This is a genomic window from Enterobacter cloacae complex sp. P40C2, from assembly GCF_014930695.1.
Classification (GTDB): Bacteria; Pseudomonadota; Gammaproteobacteria; order Enterobacterales; family Enterobacteriaceae; genus Enterobacter; species Enterobacter pasteurii.
Genome location: NZ_JADBRP010000005.1, coordinates 214,376 through 234,188 on the forward strand (window position 1 = coordinate 214,376; position 19,813 = coordinate 234,188).

A 19,813-nucleotide genomic window follows, 5' to 3' on the forward strand; every position below is an offset into this window, starting at 1 on the left:
GTCAAATCAAGGTCGTCAAAGTTCGCCCCCTTAATAGTCACCGCCGGTACGTTTTTTTAACCCTTATGGGTTAACCGGGTCTGAGAAAATTCGCCAGAAGAAGCGGATAGATGCTATAAGTTTTCCCTTTGATTTTTATGGGACTGGCTGGGTAATGGACAGAAAAAGAGCAACGCTGATTGGTCTGGCGGCCATACTGCTGTGGAGCACGATGGTAGGACTTATCCGCAGCGTAAGTGAGGGGCTCGGCCCGGTGGGCGGCGCGGCGATGATCTACACCGTCAGCGGGTTACTGTGCCTGGTGACGGTGGGCTTTCCGGATCTGCGGCGTTTTTCCACGCGCTATCTCATAGCGGGCAGCGTCCTGTTTGTCAGCTATGAGATGTGCCTTGCCCTGTCGCTGGGCTATGCCGCGACGCGCTCGCAGGCCATTGAGGTAGGCATGGTCAACTACCTCTGGCCGAGCCTGACGATCGTGTTCGCCATTCTGTTCAACGGGCAAAAATCTACCCTGTGGGTGGTGCTTGGGCTTCTCGTCTCGCTGTTGGGCGTGTGCTGGGTTTTAGGCGGCGAAAGCGGCCTGCACGTGGATGACATTATGCGCAACGTCGTCTCCAGCCCGCTAAGCTACGGGCTGGCGTTTGCAGGCGCCTTTATCTGGGCCGCCTACTGCACCGTCACCAGCAAGTACGCGAAGGGGCAAAACGGCATCACCCTTTTCGTCCTGCTAACCGCCATAAGCCTGTGGGTCAAATATGCCTTAAGCGATCAGCCTGACATGCTGTTCAGCGTACCGGTGGTGGTGAAGCTGTTAATGTGCGGCGTTGCGCTCGGCTTCGGCTATGCGGCCTGGAATATAGGCATTCTTCACGGGAACGTGACGATGCTTGCGGCAGTATCTTATTTTACGCCGGTACTTTCCGCCGCGCTCGCGGCTATTTTGCTCAGCTCTCCCCTTTCATTCTCGTTCTGGCAGGGCGCACTGCTGGTTTGCGCCGGTTCACTGCTGTGCTGGTACGCCACACGTAAATAACCCTGCACGCTTTTGCCGGGCACACGCGTTGCCCGGCAAAAATTAACAATAATTTAAAATGTGATCACACATCAGAATATTATTCATAACATTAGAGCGCGCAGGACATTCTGTTTATAGTGCTAAAACTTAACCGTATTCTGGCACTGAATTGACATAAACTGACAACGCGAGAAATTAATGCAGACTTAATATTTGCCCCCTAAATAGCACAATGTGCAATAGTTTATTTCTGGGTGTTTCTGATGAAAATTAAGCAACCACATAAGCAAATCCTCATAACCATCTGTTTCTACGATAGAAAACCTTCAGGGATGTTTATTTCCGCTCGCCTATCGAACTCGCTAACGTAAAAAACATAAACGCTCAAAAACTATTTGGGTGCATATTATTCTGATTGGTTAATAATCGCTTTATGTATATTAATTCATCGGATCAGGCGGTTCGGCGGCAATTTTTCAGATCATGATCACACTAATTGAAATTATATTTAATATTTTGAAACTTATTATTGAAACCAGACTACGGAATTTCAAAAATAGTCTGCCATTGACGATCTGCCTCGTTTAAAAATCGTCCAGTTGGCTTAGGAAACACCTAAATAAAATTATAAGGATTATTTAAGATGAAACTTAAATTAGTTGCAGTGGCAGTCACTTCCATGTTGGCAGCAGGCGTTGTTAACGCAGCTGAAGTTTTTAACAAAGACGGTAACAAACTGGACCTGTACGGCAAAGTTACGGGTCTGCACTATTTCTCCGATGATACGGATAACGACGGCGACAAAACTTACGTTCGTCTGGGTTTCAAAGGTGAAACGCAGATCAACGACCAGATGACCGGTTACGGCCAGTGGGAATATGAGTTCAAGGGCAACCGCTCTGAAGATCAGGGTGCCGACGGCAACAAAACCCGTCTGGCATTTGCTGGCCTGAAATTCAACGAGTTTGGTTCTTTCGACTACGGTCGTAACTACGGCGTTGCTTACGACATCGGCGCATGGACTGACGTTCTGCCAGAATTCGGTGGCGATACCTGGACCCAGACCGACGGCTTCATGACTGGCCGTACTACCGGCGTTGCAACCTACCGTAACACCGACTTCTTCGGTCTGGTTGACGGCCTGAACGTTGCTGCCCAGTACCAGGGTAAAAACGACCGTAAAGACATCACCGAATCTAACGGTGACGGCTGGGGTCTGTCCTCTACCTATGAGTTCGACGGTTTCGCGGCGGGCGCAACTTACGCAAAATCTGACCGTACCAATGATCAGGTTAATGCTGCAAGCGACCTGAACGCAGGCGGTGAAAATGCGGAAGTCTGGGCTGCCGGCCTGAAGTACGATGCGAACAACATCTACCTGGCAACCACCTACTCTGAAACCCGCAACATGACCGCGTTCGGTAACGGCCACATCGCCAACAAAGCGCAGAACTTCGAAGTTGTTGCTCAGTATCAGTTCGACTTCGGCCTGCGTCCATCCATCGCTTACCTGAAATCCAAAGGTAAAGACATCGGCTCTTACGGCGACCAGGACCTGGTTGAATACGTTGACGTTGGCGCGAGCTACTATTTCAACAAAAACATGTCTACCTACGTTGATTACAAAATCAACCTGCTCGACGACAGCAAGTTCACCAGCGATGCAAAAATTGCAACCGACAACATCGTGGCTGTAGGTCTGACCTACCAGTTCTAAGATGCGTTAGTGCAGAAAGGCCAGCCCTCGCGGCTGGCCTTTTTTGTTACTGCTGCGGCGCTTTCGCCAGGCTAAACCAGATCCCCACCGCCAAAACCAGCAGCATGCCTCCCGCACTGCCTAACGCCACGCTGTGCGAGGTGATAAACGCGGATTTCGCCGCCGACATCACCGACTCGGCCAGTGCAGGCGTCAGATCCTGCGCGACGCTCATCGCTTCACCGATCGACGACGACGCTTTCTCGCCAAGCGACGCGTTCAGCCCCTGCGGCAGCGCAATCGACGCCGAGAAGCTGCGGGTCAGCAGCAGTCCGAAAATGGCAATGCCCAGACCCGCACCCAGCTCATAGGACATGGTCTCGATCGCCCCTGCGGCAGCGGCCTTCTCTTTCGGCGCCGCGGCCATGATCGCAGAGGTGGATGCCAGCAGCGCGCTGGCGGCACTGAAGCCCAGCAGCACCATCAGGCTCCACGCCTGCCACTGTTGCGTGCTGAAGTCGAGCATCGACAGGCCGATAAAGCTGACCGCACTGAGCCCCATGCCCCCGGCCGCGACGATGCGCAGCCCCAGGCGACCGACCAGCACCCCGGCGATAGGCCCGCTAAATCCACTCGCCACCATCACCGGCAGCATAAACATCCCCGCTTCGAACGGCGTAAAGCCATGAACGAACTGCAGCTCCTGCGCCATCAGCAGCTCAAAGCCCACCAGCGCGATCATGGCGGTCATCGCCATCACCACGCCGCTTAAAATAATGCGGTGGCAAAACAGGCGCATGTCGATCATCGGCACGCGCGCCCGCAGCTGAATGCGGACGAAGATAAACAGCATCACCGCCCCGGTGAGTAAGGTACCGAGCACCAGCCACGGAGACAGCACGCCTTTAAGCGCGGTTTTGGCGCTATACACCAGCAGCAAAATGGCCACAATCAGCATGATGGCGTGGCTGATATTGAGCGGCTGTTCAGGCCGTCCCTGCTGAGCTGGCACGAACCGCGCAGCGAGCGAGACCACGACCAGCACGATCGGCACGTTGATCAGGAATACCGATCCCCAGTAAAAATGCTCCAGCAGTATCCCGCCAATCAGCGGGCCAAACGCCGCCCCGCCCGAGCCGACGGCGGCCCAGACGCCAAGAGCGATATTACGGTGCCGCGCGTCGATAAACAGCGTGCGGATCCCGGCAAGCGTGGCCGGAATGATCATCGCCGCGCCAATAGCCAGCGACGCGCGGGCAGCAATCAGCCAGCCTGCAGACGGTGCAAAGGCCGCCGCCAGAGACGACAGGCCAAACAGCGTGCTGCCGATCATCAGCAGGCGCTTGAAGCCTATGCGATCGCCCAGCGCGCCCATCGGCAGCACCATTCCCGCCATGACCAGCGAATAAATATCGATAATCCACAGCAATTCATTTCCGCTGGCGCCCAGCGTCATGCTCAATGTCGGTGCGGCCACGTGCAGCACCGTCGCGTCAATCGCCACCGGGATATACACCAGCACGATAATCACCAACGCTAACCACTGACGAAACATAAATTTCCTTATCAGATAAAAACTGGACACATGTCCAGATTGCGATCCTACGTAAAGTTGAACACTTGTCCAGCTTTTTGTTACACTCGTTTCGTTCCCATTGAGAGTGAGAAGTTATGCGTTATCTGAGCAAGGACGAGCGTCGGGAAGAGATCTTACAGGCCGCGATGCGCGTGGCGCTGACCGAAGGGCTGGCCGCGATGACCGTTCGCCGCATCGCCACCGAAGCGGGCGTAGCCACCGGGCAGGTTCATCACCATTTTGCTTCGGCTGGCGAGCTAAAATCGCTGGCGTTTGTCCGCTTGATCCGCGATTTGCTGGATGCTGAAGTGGTGGGTGAAAATGCCAGCTGGCGGGAGCGGCTGCATGCCATGCTCGGCAGCGATGATGGCGGTTTTGAGCCCTACATTCGCCTGTGGCGTGAGGCGCAAATTCTTGCCAGCCGGGATAATGACGTCAAAGGCGCTTACGTGCTGACCATGGAAATGTGGCACCAGGAGACGGTCGCGATTATTCGTGCCGGCGCGCAGGCTAATGCCTTTATCCTTAATGACCTGCCGGAAAATATTGCATGGCGATTAATCGGCCTGGTATGCGGGCTGGACGGAATTTACGTCTTAAATATGCCCGAGATAGACGACGCAGCATTTAATAAGCATCTGGATAAACTGATCTCCCTCGAATTGTTTTAATACTCCCATTGGGGTATTAATTCTCTCCAAAAGTTACAATTAGTAACACATAATGCGAACCCTGATTCCCTTTCCAAACTCAGGGATTCGCTTTTTTATCTATCCTTTCAGATGTATCCCATAACATCCAATAATTTTCACAAGCAGCTACTAGGCATCCTTCTGTTTTTACTTGTTTTTTCTCTCCATTTGGTTAAGCAAGAGGGCGATATGTCACATCAAAGTGAGAAGAGTAATCAACATTTGTTGAGTAACTGGAAACCGGAAAACGCGCAATTTTGGGAGAATAAAGGGAAACATATCGCTCGAAGAAATCTATTGATTTCTGTGGCTTGTTTGCTGCTGGCGTTTTGCGTGTGGATGTTATTTAGCGCTATTGCGGTAAATCTTAATAAAGTCGGATTTAATTTCAGCACCGACCAGCTTTTTATGCTAACGGCGCTACCTTCTCTCTCCGGCGCAATATTGCGTGTCCCCTACTCTTTTATGGTGCCGATATTTGGCGGGCGGTACTGGACCGTGTTAAGTACCGTTATCCTCGTCGTGCCCTGCGTCTGGCTGGGGATCGCCATTCAAAACACCGCTACCCCATACTGGGTCTTTATCATCATTGCGCTGCTGTGCGGTTTTGCCGGTGCCAACTTCGCTTCCAGCATGGGTAATATCAGCTTCTTCTTCCCGAAGGCCAGGCAGGGCAGCGCGCTGGGCATTAACGGCGGGCTGGGCAATCTGGGCGTCAGCGTGATGCAGCTGGTCGCGCCGCTGGTGATTTTCCTGCCGATGTTCACCTTCCTCGGCGTGCACGGCGTACCGCAGGAGGACGGCTCGACAATGTGGCTGGCTAACGCGGCCTGGATCTGGGCGCCGCTGCTGATTCTGGCCACGCTTGCCGCCTTCTTCGGCATGAACGATATCGCCAGCTCCAAAGCGTCTATTGCCAGCCAGCTTCCGGTGCTTAAGCGTTTTCACCTCTGGCTGCTGAGCCTGCTTTATCTCGCCACCTTCGGCTCGTTCATCGGTTTCTCGGCGGGCTTTGCCATGCTGTCGAAGACCCAGTTCCCGGACGTAAATATCCTGCACCTCGCCTTCTTCGGCCCGCTGATTGGTGCCCTGGCGCGTTCGGCGGGTGGGATGATCTCGGACAAACTGGGCGGCGTGCGGGTGACGCTTTTTAACTTTGTCTTTATGGCCGTCTTTAGCGCCCTGATTTTCCTGACGCTTCCCGGCTCGGGTTCAGGCAGCTTTATCGCGTTCTATCTGGTCTTCATGGGTCTGTTCCTTACCGCCGGTCTCGGCAGCGGGTCGACCTTCCAGATGATCGCGATTATTTTTCGCCAAATCACCATCGACCGGGTGAAAAAGCAGGGCGGCACCGACGAGCAGGCGCAGCATGAGGCGGTGACCGAAACCGCCGCCGCGCTGGGCTTTATCTCTGCCATCGGTGCGGTCGGCGGCTTCTTTATTCCTAAAGCCTTTGGCACGTCGCTGGCGATGACCGGCTCGCCGGTGGGCGCCATGAAGGTATTCCTCGTGTTTTACATCGTCTGCGTGTTCGTCACCTGGCTGGTGTATGGCCGCAAATCCTCACAAAAATAATAACTATATCTTCGCCGGAGCGTGCGCCACGCCCTCCGGCAATGCTATCGAAGCAGGAGAAATGTCATGAGCAAACTGTTGGACCGCTTCCGTTACTTCAAAACAAAAGGCGACAGTTTCGCCGATGGGCACGGGCAGGTGTATCACACCAACCGCGACTGGGAGGACAGCTACCGTCAGCGCTGGCAGTTCGACAAAATTGTGCGCTCCACCCACGGCGTTAACTGTACCGGCTCCTGTAGCTGGAAAATTTACGTTAAAAACGGCCTGGTGACCTGGGAAACCCAGCAGACCGACTATCCGCGTACCCGCCCTGACCTGCCTAACCATGAGCCGCGCGGCTGCCCGCGTGGCGCGAGCTACTCGTGGTATCTGTACAGCGCCAACCGTCTTAAATACCCGCTGGTGCGCCGCAGGCTAATTGAGCTCTGGCGCGAGGCGCTGGCACAGCATAGCGATCCGGTGCTGGCCTGGGATGCCATCCAGAACGATCCGCAAAAGGCGCAGAGCTACAGGCAGGCGCGCGGACGCGGGGGATTTATCCGCTCGAACTGGAAAGAGCTGAACCAGCTGATCGCCGCCGCCAACGTCTGGACCATCAAGCACTATGGCCCGGACCGCGTGGCCGGCTTCTCGCCTATCCCGGCGATGTCGATGGTCTCTTACGCCGCCGGCACGCGCTACCTCTCCCTGATCGGCGGTACCTGCCTCAGCTTCTACGACTGGTACTGTGACCTGCCGCCCGCGTCGCCAATGACCTGGGGCGAACAGACCGACGTGCCGGAATCCGCCGACTGGTATAACTCAAGCTACATCATCGCCTGGGGCTCAAACGTGCCGCAGACGCGTACTCCTGATGCCCATTTCTTCACCGAGGTGCGTTACAAAGGCACCAAGACCGTCGCCATCACCCCGGACTTCTCGGAGGTGGCAAAGCTGAGCGACCAGTGGCTGGCACCGAAACAGGGTACCGACAGCGCGCTCGCCATGGCGATGGGCCATGTAATCCTCAAAGAGTTCCACCTCGATAACCCAAGCGACTACTTCCTCAACTACTGCCGCCGCTATACCGATATGCCAATGCTGGTGCTGCTCGACGAGCAGGCAGACGGTCGCGTGGTGCCGGGCCGCATGCTGCGCGCGTCGGATCTGGCCGAGGGGCTGGGAGAAGCCAACAATCCGGAGTGGAAAACCGTTGCCTTTGACGTCGCCGGGAATCTGGTGGTGCCGAACGGCTCCATTGGCTTCCGCTGGGGCGAAAAAGGCAAATGGAACCTGGAATCGCTTGCCGCGGGCCAGGAAACCGAGCTGACCCTTTCGCTGCTCATCACCCACGACAGCGTGGCCGACGTCGCCTTCCCGTACTTTGGCGGCAACGAGAACCCGCATTTTCGCAGCGTGAAGCAGGAACCGGTGCTGACGCGCCGCGTGCCGAGTAAAACCCTCACGCTCGCCGACGGCAGCGAGAAACGCGTGGTCAGCGTTTACGATCTGGTGCTGGCGAACTACGGCCTCGATCGCGGCCTCGAAGACGGCAACGCGGCAACGAGCTACGCCGAGGTTAAAGCCTACACTCCAGCCTGGGGCGAGCAGATTACCGGCGTACCCGCGTACCTCATCGAAAAAATCGCCCGCGAGTTTGCCGACACCGCGCATAAAACCCACGGCCGTTCGATGATCATCCTCGGTGCCGGTGTGAACCACTGGTACCACATGGACATGAACTACCGCGGGATGATCAACATGCTGGTCTTCTGCGGCTGCGTCGGGCAGAGCGGCGGCGGCTGGTCGCACTATGTCGGGCAGGAAAAGCTGCGCCCGCAAACCGGCTGGCTGCCGCTGGCCTTCGCGCTGGACTGGAACCGCCCGCCGCGCCAGATGAACAGCACCTCGTACTTTTATAATCACGCCAGCCAGTGGCGCTATGAGAAGCTGACCGCGCAGGAGTTGCTCTCACCGCTGGCGGACGCGTCGAAGTTCACCGGCCACCTGATTGACTTTAACGTTCGCGCCGAGCGCATGGGCTGGCTCCCGTCCGCGCCTCAGCTCAACCTTAACCCGCTGCACGTGAAGGCGCGCGCCGACGCCGCCGGGATGTCGCCGCAGGATTACACCGTTCAGGCGTTAAAATCGGGCGATATCCGCTTCGCCTGCGAACAGCCCGACAGCGGCAAGAACCACCCGCGCAACCTGTTCGTCTGGCGCTCTAACCTGCTCGGCTCGTCCGGTAAAGGCCATGAGTACATGCTGAAATATCTGCTCGGCACCGAGAGCGGTATTCAGGGTGAAGATTTAGGCTCAACGGACGACGTGAAGCCTGAGGAAGTGGAGTGGCAGACCGCCGCCATCGAGGGCAAGCTCGACCTGCTGGTGACGATCGATTTCCGCATGTCCAGCACCTGCCTGTTCTCCGACATCGTGCTGCCGACCGCCACCTGGTATGAAAAAGACGACATGAACACCTCGGACATGCATCCGTTTATTCATCCGCTTTCCGCCGCCGTTGATCCGGCGTGGGAGTCCCGCAGCGACTGGGAGATCTACAAGGGCATCGCCAAAGTCTTCTCCGAGGTCTGCGTCGGCCACCTGGGGACCGAAACCGACGTGGTGCTACAGCCGCTACAGCACGACTCGCCGGGGGAACTGTCGCAGCCGTTCGATATTCTCGACTGGCGCAAAGGCGAATGCGATTTGATCCCCGGCAAAACCGCGCCAACCATTGCGGTCGTCGAGCGCAACTACCCGGAAACCTACGAGCGCTTTACGGCGCTTGGGCCGCTGCTGGACAAGCTCGGCAACGGCGGGAAAGGCATTTCCTGGAACACCCAGAAGGAGGTCGATTTCCTCGGCAAGCTCAATTACGTCAAGCTCGACGGCCCGGCGAAAGGCCGTCCGCGCATTGAAACCGCCATTGACGCTTCTGAGGTGATCCTCGCCCTCGCGCCGGAAACCAACGGTCAGGTAGCGGTAAAAGCGTGGGAAGCGCTGGGCGAAATGACCGGGCGCGATCACACCCATCTTGCGCTGAACAAGGAAGACGAGAAAATTCGCTTCCGCGACATCCAGGCGCAGCCGCGTAAAATTATCTCCAGCCCGACGTGGTCCGGCCTTGAGAGCGAGCACGTGTCGTATAACGCGGGCTATACCAACGTTCACGAGCTGATCCCGTGGCGCACGATTTCGGGCCGCCAGCAGCTGTATCAGGATCACGCCTGGATGCGCGCCTTCGGGGAGAGCCTTGTGGCCTATCGTCCGCCGATTGACACCCGCAGCGTTACCCATATGCGCGAGATCCCGCCGAACGGCTTCCCGGAAAAAGCGCTGAACTTCCTTACGCCGCACCAGAAATGGGGCATTCACTCCACCTACAGCGAAAACCTGCTGATGCAGACCCTGTCGCGCGGAGGGCCAATCGTCTGGATCAGCGAAACCGATGCCCGCGAGCTGGGCATTGAAGACAACGACTGGATCGAAGCCTTCAACGCCAACGGCGCCCTCACCGCCCGCGCGGTGGTCAGCCAGCGCGTGCCGCCGGGTATGACCATGATGTACCACGCCCAGGAGCGCATTCTGAACATTCCGGGCTCGGAAGTGACCGGACGGCGCGGCGGGATCCACAACTCGGTAACCCGCGTCTGCCCGAAACCGACCCACATGATTGGCGGCTACGCGCAGCTGGCGTACGGCTTCAACTATTACGGCACCGTCGGCTCGAACCGCGACGAGTTCATCATGATCCGCAAAATGAAAAACATTAACTGGCTGGACGGCGAAGGTCGGGATCAGGTACAGGAGGCGAAAAAATGAAAATACGCTCACAGGTTGGCATGGTACTGAATCTCGATAAATGCATCGGCTGCCACACCTGCTCGGTCACCTGCAAGAACGTCTGGACCGGGCGCGAAGGGATGGAATATGCGTGGTTTAACAACGTGGAGACCAAACCGGGCATCGGCTATCCCAAAAACTGGGAAGATCAGGAGGAGTGGCAAGGCGGCTGGATCCGCGGCATTCACGGCAAGCTGACGCCGCGCCTCGGCGGCAAAATGGGGGTGCTGTCGAAAATATTTTCTAACCCGGTCCTGCCGCAGATTGATGATTATTATGAACCCTTTACCTTTGATTATCAGGATCTGCACCGCGCGCCGGAGGGGGATCACCTCCCTACCGCCCGCCCCCGCTCGCTGATTGACGGCAAGCGGATGGACAAGATCGTCTGGGGTCCAAACTGGGAGGAGCTGCTGGGCGGCGAGTTCGAAAAACGCGCCCGCGACCGCAACTTCCAGAAGATCCAGAAAGAGATGTACGGCCAGTTCGAAAACACCTTCATGATGTACCTGCCGCGCCTGTGCGAGCACTGCCTGAACCCGAGCTGCGTCGCCACCTGCCCGAGCGGTGCGATATACAAGCGCGAAGAGGACGGCATTGTGCTGATTGACCAGGACAAATGCCGCGGCTGGCGTCTGTGCATCAGCGGCTGCCCGTACAAGAAAATCTACTTCAACTGGAAAAGCGGCAAATCAGAAAAATGCATCTTCTGCTATCCGCGCATCGAGTCCGGCCAGCCGACCGTCTGCTCGGAAACCTGCGTCGGGCGCATCCGCTATCTCGGCGTGCTTCTGTATGACGCTGACCGTATAGAAGAAGCGGCCAGCACCGAGCATGAAACCGATCTGTACGAGCGCCAGTGCGACGTGTTCCTCAACCCGAACGATCCGGCGGTGATTGAAGAAGCGCTGAAGCAGGGCATTCCGCAAAACGTAATCGATGCCGCCCAGCGATCTCCGGTCTACAAGATGGCGATGGACTGGAAGCTCGCCCTGCCGCTGCACCCGGAATACCGCACCCTGCCGATGGTCTGGTACGTGCCGCCCCTGTCGCCGATTCAGTCTTACGCGGACGCGGGCGGCCTGCCCCAGAGCGACGGCGTTCTGCCTGCGGTTGAAAGCCTGCGCATCCCGGTGCAGTACCTGGCGAACATGCTCAGCGCCGGCGATACCGGCCCGGTGCTGCGCGCCCTGAAGCGCATGATGGCGATGCGCCACTACAAGCGCTCCCAGACCGTAGAAGGCGTAACCGATACCCGCGCCATCGAAGAGGTGGGCCTGACCGAAGCGCAGGTCGAGGAGATGTACCGCTATCTGGCCATTGCCAACTACGAAGACCGCTTCGTGATCCCGACCAGCCACCGTGAAATGGCGCGCGACGCCTTCCCGGAGAAAAACGGCTGCGGCTTCACCTTTGGCGACGGCTGCCACGGCTCCGACACCAAATTCAACCTCTTCAACAGCAGCCGCATCGACGCGATCAACATCACCGAGGTGCGCGAACATGGGGAGGGTGAGTAATGCAGATCCTCAAAATCATCGCGCTGCTGATTGAGTATCCCGATGAGCTGCTGTGGGAAAACCGCGAAGAAGCGCTATCCCTGATAGAGCAGGACGCGCCCATGCTGCTGCCGTTTGCGCAGCAGCACCTGAGCGCCCCGCTGCTGGATAAGCAGGCCGAGTGGTGTGAAGTGTTTGAACGCGGCCGCGCGACCTCGCTGCTGCTGTTCGAGCATGTTCACGCCGAGTCCCGCGATCGCGGTCAGGCAATGGTCGATCTCATGGGGCAGTATGAGAAAGCCGGGCTGGAGCTGGACTGCCGCGAGCTGCCGGACTACCTGCCCCTCTACCTGGAGTATCTCAGCCTGGTCAGCGACGACGAGGCGCGTGAAGGGCTGCAAAACGTCGCGCCGATCCTGGCGCTGATTGGTGGGCGCCTCAAGCAGCGCGACGTCGCGCATTACCAGCTGTTTGACGCCCTGCTGGCGCTGGCGGGAACGCGGCTTTCCAGCGACAGCGTGGCAAAACAGGTGTCCGGTGAAAAACGGGATGATACCCGTCAGGCGCTGGACGCCGTGTGGGAAGAGGAACAGGTGAAGTTTATCGAAGACAACGCGACATCGTGCGACAGCTCGCCGATGCAGCAATATCAACGACGCTTTAGCCAGGACGTTGCGCCGCAGTACGTAGACGTCAGCGCCGGAGGCCCAAAATGACACATTACCTGAACGTGTTTTTCTACGACATTTATCCATACATCTGCGCCACCGTGTTTTTCCTCGGCAGCTGGCTGCGCTACGACTACGGGCAATACACATGGCGCGCCTCATCGAGCCAGATGCTCAGCAAGCGCGGAATGAACTGGGCCTCAAACCTGTTTCACGTTGGGATTCTGGGGATCTTTTTCGGGCACCTGTTCGGCATGTTAACCCCGCACTGGATGTACGCCTGGTTTTTACCGATCGCCGTTAAGCAGCAGCTGGCAATGGTGCTCGGTGGCGTTTGCGGAATATTGACGCTGGTAGGCGGCGCGATGCTGCTCTATCGCCGCCTGTTTAACCAGCGGGTGCGCGCCACCTCGACCACGCCGGATATCATTATTATGAGCATCCTGCTGTTCCAGTGCATCCTTGGCCTGAGCACGATCCCCTTCTCTGCCCGCTACCCGGACGGCAGCGAGATGATGAAGCTGGTTGGCTGGGCGCAGGGTATCGTCACCTTCCGCGGCGGCTCTTCGGAGATGCTGAACGGGGTGGACTTTATCTTCCGCGTGCACTTGGTGCTGGGGATGACGATCTTCCTGCTCTTCCCGTTCACCCGTCTGGTACACGTGTGGAGCGCGCCGTTTGAGTATTTTACCCGCCGGTATCAGGTGGTGAGATCGCGCCGCTGAGCACCTCGGCTGGCGAGATAAAAGCAGAACGGCAACCAGGGTTGCCGTTTTTTTGCTTTCGCCCTCAGCGCGTGAGCGGAACGGTGTGAAGGCATCAGCGCGCGGTAAGCTAATCCCTATTTCCCGGCCTGCGGATGCGTATCAAACCCTGCCATCACCGCCGTCAACTCTGCCAGGGAAAAACCGTGCTTCGGATCGTCAACGCCCAGCCCAAAGCGCTCCTGCATAAGCTGATACAGCGCTTGTGCATCCGGCAGCGCAATCTGCTCCTCCACGCGGCCGTTCTGCCAGTGGGTAAAGTTGAAGTTGGTCAGCGTGAGCTTGCCCCCGTCCGGCAGGTGGCGGCACATGAGCAGATGATGGCGGAAATGCGACTGCGGCCAGTGCGCGGACCAGAAGTTTCCCATCACGTAATCACTGAAATACTGGGTCGTCAGGTCAAAGTGGTACATCGACTGCCAGTGCTCGTGATGGCGGAACTGCAGCATCCAGTCGTTGCCCTCGCTCAGCAGGCGGTACATGCCGTGCGGGGTCTCCTGCTCCTCGTTGGCGAGTAACCGAATCGGCGCCGTCAGCGTTTGTCCGCCAAACCCCACATCGGCGATCCAGCGCTCGCCGTTCAGCTCCACCAGCAGCAGCCGGTGCGTGCGCGGCGGCATCTGGGACGGATTTGCCAGCACGACCCGCCCCAGCACGCTGCGTACCGTAAATCCGACTTCACGTAATACTCGCTCAAACAGGCCATTTTGCTCGAAGCAGTATCCCCCGCGCCGGGCGGTAACCAGTTTGTCCACCAGACACCCGTCGTCCAGATGGATCTCCCGCGGCAAAACGACGTCGATATTCTCGAAAGGGATCGCACAGTTGTGGTGTAAATGCAGCGCGCGCAGGGTGTCGATATCAACAGACGTCGGCAGGTTCCAGCCGATGCGGGCGAAGTAGGCAGTCAGAAATGGGGACATGCTTCAGTTTCCTTTGAGAGTGATGTTGAGTTTATAAACTAATTTCGCGCACTCACTTTGATTTCCGTGCTTTTTCGCCATACTCATCACTAAAAACAAGGAGCCACCATGAGCCACTTTCGCCCTGTTGAACTACGTCATGCCAGCCGCCTTTTGAATCACGGTCCGACCGTGCTCATCACCAGCCGGGATGACGTCATCGATCGTCGCAACGTCATGGCCGCCGCGTGGTCTATGCCGGTAGAGTTTGAACCCCCGCGTATCGCGATAGTGGTGGACAAAAGCGCGTGGTCACGGGAGCTGATCGAGCGCAGCGGAAAATTCGGCATTGTGATACCCGGCGTGGCGGCAGCGAACTGGACCTACGCCGTCGGCAGCGTCAGCGGCCGCGACGAGGATAAGTTTAACTGCTACGGGATCCCGGCTATTCATGGCCCCGAGCTTGGCCTGCCGGTCATTGAAGAGAAATGTCTGGCGTGGATGGAGTGCCGGCTATTGCCCGCGACCTCTGCGGCAGAGAAATATGACACCCTGTTTGGTGAGGTCGTTTCCGCCGCCGCGGACGAACGCGCGTTCGTTGCCGGACGCTGGCAGTTTGATGGGGATAAGCTGAATACGCTGCATCATCTTGGCGCCGGAACGTTTGTCGCCAGCGGGAAAATGGTTAAGGCGCCGGAGTAGCGCAACCTCAAAAGAGAAAAGCCCCCTTCCTGAGGAAGAGGGCTTTTTTGTTACTTCACACGCTTCGCAATGATCTCATCCGCTACGTTCCGTGGAGCTTCTGCGAAATGATGGAACTCCATCGTATACGTCGCGCGCCCCTGGGACATCGAGCGCAGCGTGGTGGCGTAACCAAACATTTCGGCCAACGGCACGTCAGCACGGATAATCTGGCTGCCGTACTGCTCTGCCATCCCCTGCACCATGCCGCGGCGGGAGGAGAGATCGCCCATAATATTACCGGCATACTCTTCCGGCGTTTCTACCTCGACGTGCATGACCGGCTCAAGAATAACCGGGTCCGCGCGCCGTGCGCCTTCCTTAAAGCCGAGGATCGCCGCCATGCGGAAGGCCATTTCCGACGAGTCAACGTCATGGTACGAACCGAACGTCAGGGTCGCCTTCACGTCGACCACCGGATAACCCGCCAGCACCCCGGTATTCATGGCCTCGCGCAGCCCTTTTTCCACGGAGGGAATATACTCGCGCGGCACCACGCCGCCTTTGGTGGCATCTTCAAAAACAAAACCGCTTCCGGGGTCCAGCGGCTCCAGGCTCAGGACTACGTGGCCGTACTGCCCTTTACCGCCGGACTGCCGGACAAATTTGCCTTCGATATCCTTCACCGCCTTACGCAGGGTTTCGCGGTAGGTGACCTGTGGACGACCAATATTTGCCTCTACGCCAAACTCCCGCTTCATGCGGTCGACGATGATTTCCAGGTGCAGCTCGCCCATCCCGGAGATAATCGTCTGGCCGGACTCCTCGTCCGTGTGCAGGCGGAACGACGGATCCTCCGCCGCCAGGCGCTGCAGCGCGATCCCCATTTTCTCCTGGTCGGCCTTGGTTTTTGGCTCGATCGCCAGCGAAATAACCGGATCCGGAAACTCCATGCGTTCAAGCGTGATTACCGCATTCGGATCGGTGAGCGTATCGCCGGTGGTAACGTCTTTCAGCCCGACGCAGGCCGCGATATCGCCCGCACGCAGCTCGTCCACCTCGTGGCGATCGTTGGCATGCATCAGCACGATGCGCCCGATACGCTCTTTCTTGCCCTTCACCGGGTTATAGACCGCGTCGCCTTTGCGCAGTATGCCGGAATAGACGCGGATAAAGGTCAGCTGGCCGACGTACGGATCGCTCATCAGCTTGAAGGCCAGCGCCGAGAACGGTTCATCATCGCTGGGGTGACGCTCAGCATGCTGACCGTTTTCATCAACGCCATCAATGGCGGGCACGTCCAGCGGGGACGGCATCAGCTCGATAACCGCGTCGAGCATGCGCTGCACGCCCTTGTTCTTAAAGGCGCTGCCGCACAGCATCGGCTGAATTTCACCGGAGATGGTACGGCTACGCAGCCCCTGGATGATTTCAGCCTCGTCCAGATCGCCCGTCTCAAGGTACTTGTCCATCAGCGCGTCGCTTGCTTCCGCTGCGGCAGAAACCATCTTTTCACGCCACTCCTGAGCGGTACTCAGCAGGTCGTCAGGCACCGGCGCGTAGCTAAACGCCATCCCCTGCGTCGCATCGTCCCAGAGGATGGTGCGCATCTTGATGAGATCCACCACGCCGGTGAAATGCTCTTCTGCGCCAACCGGGATCACAATCGGGACCGGGTTGGCCTTCAGACGCTCCTGCATCATCCGCACCACGCGGAAGAAATCCGCGCCCGGGCGGTCCATTTTATTGACGAACGCCAGCCGCGGGACGTGGTATTTGTTCGCCTGGCGCCAGACGGTTTCCGACTGCGGCTGTACGCCGCCGACGGAGTCATACACCATTACGGCACCGTCGAGCACGCGCATGGAACGTTCCACCTCAATGGTGAAATCCACGTGGCCCGGGGTGTCGATGATATTGATCCGGTGCGGCTCAAAGCTCCGGTCCATGCCGGGCCAGAAACAGCTCACCGCTGCCGACGTAATGGTGATCCCGCGTTCCTGCTCCTGCGCCATCCAGTCGGTAGTTGCCGCGCCATCGTGTACTTCACCCAGCTTGTGGCTCATCCCGGTATAAAACAGGATGCGCTCGGTGGTGGTTGTTTTACCGGCATCGATATGCGCGGAGATACCGATGTTGCGATAACGTTCGAGGGGGATGGGTCGGGGCATGATATTTCCTTAAGTCTTAATGACTGATGTGTGACGACCGGGATGGTCGCTTGTTCGTTCGTTTGTTATAATAGTCCCATTGTACGAGTATTATCGAACTATTTTTTAACGGTTGACCTATTGTTGATATAGCTCAACCTGACGTGAGACACAGGAAAACGATGATTCCAAACCACCCCGAACCTGAACAAATACTGCTGGAAAATGTGCTGTTTGCCCTCGGCAATCCGCTGCGGCTGGCGATTATCCGTCGGCTGGCCGACGGCAGCGAACTGAGCTGCAACGCCCTGCGGCCGGAAGATGTGGTGAAATCCACCATGACCCACCACTGGCGCGTGCTGCGCGACAGCGGCGTGATCTGGCAGCGCCCGCAGGGGCGCGAGAATATGATTTCACTGCGAAGAGAAGATCTGGATGCCCGCTTTCCGGGGCTGATGGCAATCCTGTTACAGTCGGAATCATCAGCGCGCTGACCGAAGTCCTTCGCCCAGCGCGCGCAGCGTGGCTTTTAGCCAGTTCGTGACGCCTCGCTTACCGCTGCGCTTGTGCGAATAAATCTTCACTTCAAACGGGCTGATGTGGAACGGCAAAGGAAAAATCTTGATGTTTGTCGCTGGCAGCAGCTTTTCAGCGGCGAATCGAGGCAATGCCATCAGCAGATCGCTTTCTGCAATCACAAACGGGGCGCTGAGCATGGACGGGGTTTTGATCGCAATGTGTCGGGTATAGCCCATGCGTTCAAGCTGTAAATCCAGCACCCCCTGCTTCTCGTTCCATGGCGTAACCACAAGATGCCGTGCGGCGAGATAATCCTCCAGCGTCAGCGCGCTCCGGCTCGCGTTGCTAATCACGACATACTCATCCGCGAACCAGCTAATCTCTTCCAGCTCCGGATACCGGAGATCTCCGGTGGTGCTGAATCCCAGGGCCAGATCCACCTCTCCTGCCAGTAATTCCGTCAACGCCGGGCTGTGCGGCAGATAACGTAATTCCAGACGCAGGCCAGGCGCCGCATGCTGAAGTGTATTCATAAGCGCAGGGAAGATGCAGAACGCGGTAAAGTCCGTTATCGCGATCTGTAAACACGCCGTACTCACGGCAGGATCAAACTCCGGCTGCGGCGACAGCTCCTGGTCGAGATATTTCAGGGCCGAGGCAATAACGGGCGCAAGCTGCGTGGCATAGACGCTGGGACACATCCGATGCCCCTCCCGGTAGAACAGCGGATCGTTGAGCGAAACGCGCAGCCGTGACAGGGCATGACTGAGCGCCGAGGTGCTCATCGCCAGCTCATCCGCCGCCAGACGAACGGAGCTGTGGCGATAAATTGCGTCAAAAACCGGCAGGAGGTTTAAATCAAGGCGACGTAAGGCCGGATGCATAATATTCATCATTCGTTGATTTCATTGCACTTAATTCTTCTGACATTACCCTTTATGCTTACCCTCATCAACCACATAAAAAGATAAAGGGACACCAATGAGCATCACGATCCGTCAGGCGCGACCTGAAGATGCAGCGGCAATTTACGATATGATTTACGAACTCGCGGTCTATGAAAAAGCGCCGGAAGAAGTGGTCACCACGCCGGACGAGATCCGCAAAACGCTGTTTGGCGCGGACGGTAAAACCGAAGCGCTGATCGCCGAAGACGCAGGACACGCCGTCGGGTATGCCGTTTTCTTCACCAGCTATTCCACCTGGCTTGGCCGTAACGGCATCTATATGGAAGATTTGTACGTCTCTCCGGAATACCGCAGCAGGGGCGCGGGGAAAGCACTGCTGAAAAAGATCGCGCAATGCGCGGTGGAACGTCACTGCGGCCGCCTGGAGTGGAGCGTGCTTGACTGGAACCAGTCTGCCATTGATTTTTATCTGAGCATCGGCGCTGTACCGCAGTCCGAATGGGTACGCTATCGTCTTGATGGCGACGCGTTGCGGGCATTTGCTGAATAGCGTCGTCGCATGAAAACGCCCCTCTTTTTAGGGGCATAATGTCAGTGAAAGCGTTACTGAAGCACGGTATATCTGAGAAAAAGATTGCCGCTATTTTTGCCTTCTCAGAGGACCGCGACGGGTCATCGACTGAGGCTCATTCCGCAGGAGTCTGACTATAGACCGGGATCCGCCGGGTTGTCATCGTCAGCGTATCGAACACCTCCGTGTCCGACGTCACTATCCTCACGCCCGTTTTCCTTAGCCTCTGCACGTCGGCCGCGATGCGCTGAATGCCAAACCAGAAAAGCCCGTCGAGCGCCGTTACGGATAGCCCATTTTCGAGTGCCAGCCTGAGTCGTTCCCTGGGGGCTTTCACCTGCTGGGCGATTTGCCGGTAAGGCACCTCACTTCCGCCTGCGCTATCGCTTCGCTGGATCCGCGTTTTCAGGTGATAGGTAAATTCGTCAGGAACGCCTTCAAGGTCTTTTTTAAGGCTGTAGACGCAGCCAAACCGCTTGCCGTTGAACAGGACATTTTTTTGGCTGAGCTGAAACTCATTTCTTATCCCGTCAATCAGCTGCGGGGCGCGGGTGAGGAGTAACCGGAAGGGAAGCTCAAAGCTGGTTACATAATCCACATTCAGCAGCGCGAGACGCAAACGCTCTTCAGCGCCGGACTTCTGCTCGCGACACTCGCGCATCACTTCCGCCCACTGGCGGGTCAGACGCTCCGGCTCTGCCGCTTCGGTGAGGAGATATTTTTCAAGGTGATAGTCGACTCTTCCGGTCATATTTTGCATCCCGACAAG

Annotated in this window: 16 protein-coding genes; 11 read left to right on the forward strand and 5 right to left on the reverse strand. The window is 57.4% G+C overall.

Annotated features, from left to right (window positions below; all coding sequences use genetic code 11):
* Window positions 1-154: 154 nt before the first annotated feature.
* Window positions 155-1,033 (forward strand): aromatic amino acid DMT transporter YddG, encoded by an 879-nt coding sequence (yddG, locus tag IM304_RS11955; protein ID WP_193355171.1) that lies wholly within the window; start codon window positions 155-157, stop codon window positions 1,031-1,033.
* Between the two features lie 625 nt (window positions 1,034-1,658).
* Window positions 1,659-2,732, forward strand: a complete 1,074-nt coding sequence (ompC, locus tag IM304_RS11960; protein WP_193355172.1) for a porin OmpC — start codon at window positions 1,659-1,661, stop codon at window positions 2,730-2,732.
* A 46-nt stretch (window positions 2,733-2,778) separates the two neighbouring features.
* Here the strand turns inward: ompC and IM304_RS11965 are convergent, their stop codons facing one another.
* The gene (locus IM304_RS11965) at window positions 2,779-4,266 is read right to left on the reverse strand and encodes an MFS transporter (RefSeq protein ID WP_193355173.1); all 1,488 of its coding nucleotides are present in this window, start codon (window positions 4,264-4,266) and stop codon (window positions 2,779-2,781) included.
* A gap of 116 nt (window positions 4,267-4,382) precedes the next feature.
* Here IM304_RS11965 and IM304_RS11970 point away from each other — a divergent pair, with 116 nt between their 5' ends.
* From IM304_RS11970 to narI, 6 genes are all read left to right on the forward strand, one after another.
* Window positions 4,383-4,958 carry a TetR family transcriptional regulator gene (locus tag IM304_RS11970; protein WP_148419796.1) on the forward strand — a complete coding sequence of 192 codons (576 nt, stop codon included), beginning with the start codon at window positions 4,383-4,385 and terminating at the stop codon, window positions 4,956-4,958.
* A gap of 210 nt (window positions 4,959-5,168) precedes the next feature.
* Window positions 5,169-6,554 carry a NarK family nitrate/nitrite MFS transporter gene (locus IM304_RS11975; protein WP_193355174.1) on the forward strand — a complete coding sequence of 462 codons (1,386 nt, stop codon included), beginning with the start codon at window positions 5,169-5,171 and terminating at the stop codon, window positions 6,552-6,554.
* A 66-nt stretch (window positions 6,555-6,620) separates the two neighbouring features.
* The gene (locus IM304_RS11980; protein WP_193355175.1) at window positions 6,621-10,361 is read left to right on the forward strand and encodes a nitrate reductase subunit alpha; all 3,741 of its coding nucleotides are present in this window, start codon (window positions 6,621-6,623) and stop codon (window positions 10,359-10,361) included.
* The gene (gene narH, locus IM304_RS11985; RefSeq protein WP_193355176.1) at window positions 10,358-11,902 is read left to right on the forward strand and encodes a nitrate reductase subunit beta; all 1,545 of its coding nucleotides are present in this window, start codon (window positions 10,358-10,360) and stop codon (window positions 11,900-11,902) included. The genes IM304_RS11980 and narH overlap by 4 nt, the downstream gene beginning before the upstream one ends.
* Window positions 11,902-12,597 (forward strand): nitrate reductase molybdenum cofactor assembly chaperone, encoded by a 696-nt coding sequence (gene narW, locus IM304_RS11990; protein ID WP_148419792.1) that lies wholly within the window; start codon window positions 11,902-11,904, stop codon window positions 12,595-12,597. Before narH ends, narW begins: the two co-directional genes overlap by 1 nt.
* Complete coding sequence (gene narI / locus IM304_RS11995; protein WP_148419791.1) at window positions 12,594-13,274, forward strand: respiratory nitrate reductase subunit gamma; 681 nt, start codon at window positions 12,594-12,596, stop codon at window positions 13,272-13,274. The genes narW and narI overlap by 4 nt, the downstream gene beginning before the upstream one ends.
* A gap of 116 nt (window positions 13,275-13,390) precedes the next feature.
* Here the strand turns inward: narI and nhoA are convergent, their stop codons facing one another.
* Window positions 13,391-14,236, reverse strand: a complete 846-nt coding sequence (gene nhoA, locus IM304_RS12000) for an N-hydroxyarylamine O-acetyltransferase (RefSeq protein ID WP_193355177.1) — start codon at window positions 14,234-14,236, stop codon at window positions 13,391-13,393.
* A gap of 108 nt (window positions 14,237-14,344) precedes the next feature.
* Between nhoA and IM304_RS12005 the strand changes: the two genes are divergently transcribed.
* The gene (locus IM304_RS12005) at window positions 14,345-14,917 is read left to right on the forward strand and encodes a flavin reductase family protein (RefSeq protein WP_193355178.1); all 573 of its coding nucleotides are present in this window, start codon (window positions 14,345-14,347) and stop codon (window positions 14,915-14,917) included.
* Window positions 14,918-14,967: 50 nt separating this feature from the next.
* Here the strand turns inward: IM304_RS12005 and fusA are convergent, their stop codons facing one another.
* Entirely contained in the window at window positions 14,968-17,067 is a 2,100-nt protein-coding gene (gene fusA, locus IM304_RS12010) for an elongation factor G (RefSeq protein WP_193355179.1), read from the reverse strand.
* A 161-nt stretch (window positions 17,068-17,228) separates the two neighbouring features.
* Between fusA and IM304_RS12015 the strand changes: the two genes are divergently transcribed.
* Window positions 17,229-17,540 (forward strand): helix-turn-helix transcriptional regulator, encoded by a 312-nt coding sequence (locus IM304_RS12015; RefSeq protein ID WP_193355180.1) that lies wholly within the window; start codon window positions 17,229-17,231, stop codon window positions 17,538-17,540.
* On the opposite strand, the gene IM304_RS12020 is transcribed toward IM304_RS12015, so the two are convergent.
* On the reverse strand, window positions 17,529-18,461 hold the full coding sequence (locus IM304_RS12020; RefSeq protein WP_176610260.1) for a LysR family transcriptional regulator: 933 nt from the start codon (window positions 18,459-18,461) through the stop codon (window positions 17,529-17,531). The genes IM304_RS12015 and IM304_RS12020 overlap by 12 nt on opposite strands.
* 85 nt (window positions 18,462-18,546) lie before the next feature.
* Here IM304_RS12020 and IM304_RS12025 point away from each other — a divergent pair, with 85 nt between their 5' ends.
* Window positions 18,547-19,023 carry a GNAT family N-acetyltransferase gene (locus IM304_RS12025; protein ID WP_193355181.1) on the forward strand — a complete coding sequence of 159 codons (477 nt, stop codon included), beginning with the start codon at window positions 18,547-18,549 and terminating at the stop codon, window positions 19,021-19,023.
* Window positions 19,024-19,159: 136 nt separating this feature from the next.
* On the opposite strand, the gene IM304_RS12030 is transcribed toward IM304_RS12025, so the two are convergent.
* The gene (locus IM304_RS12030) at window positions 19,160-19,795 is read right to left on the reverse strand and encodes a helix-turn-helix domain-containing protein (protein ID WP_193355182.1); all 636 of its coding nucleotides are present in this window, start codon (window positions 19,793-19,795) and stop codon (window positions 19,160-19,162) included.
* Window positions 19,796-19,813: the final 18 nt, after the last annotated feature.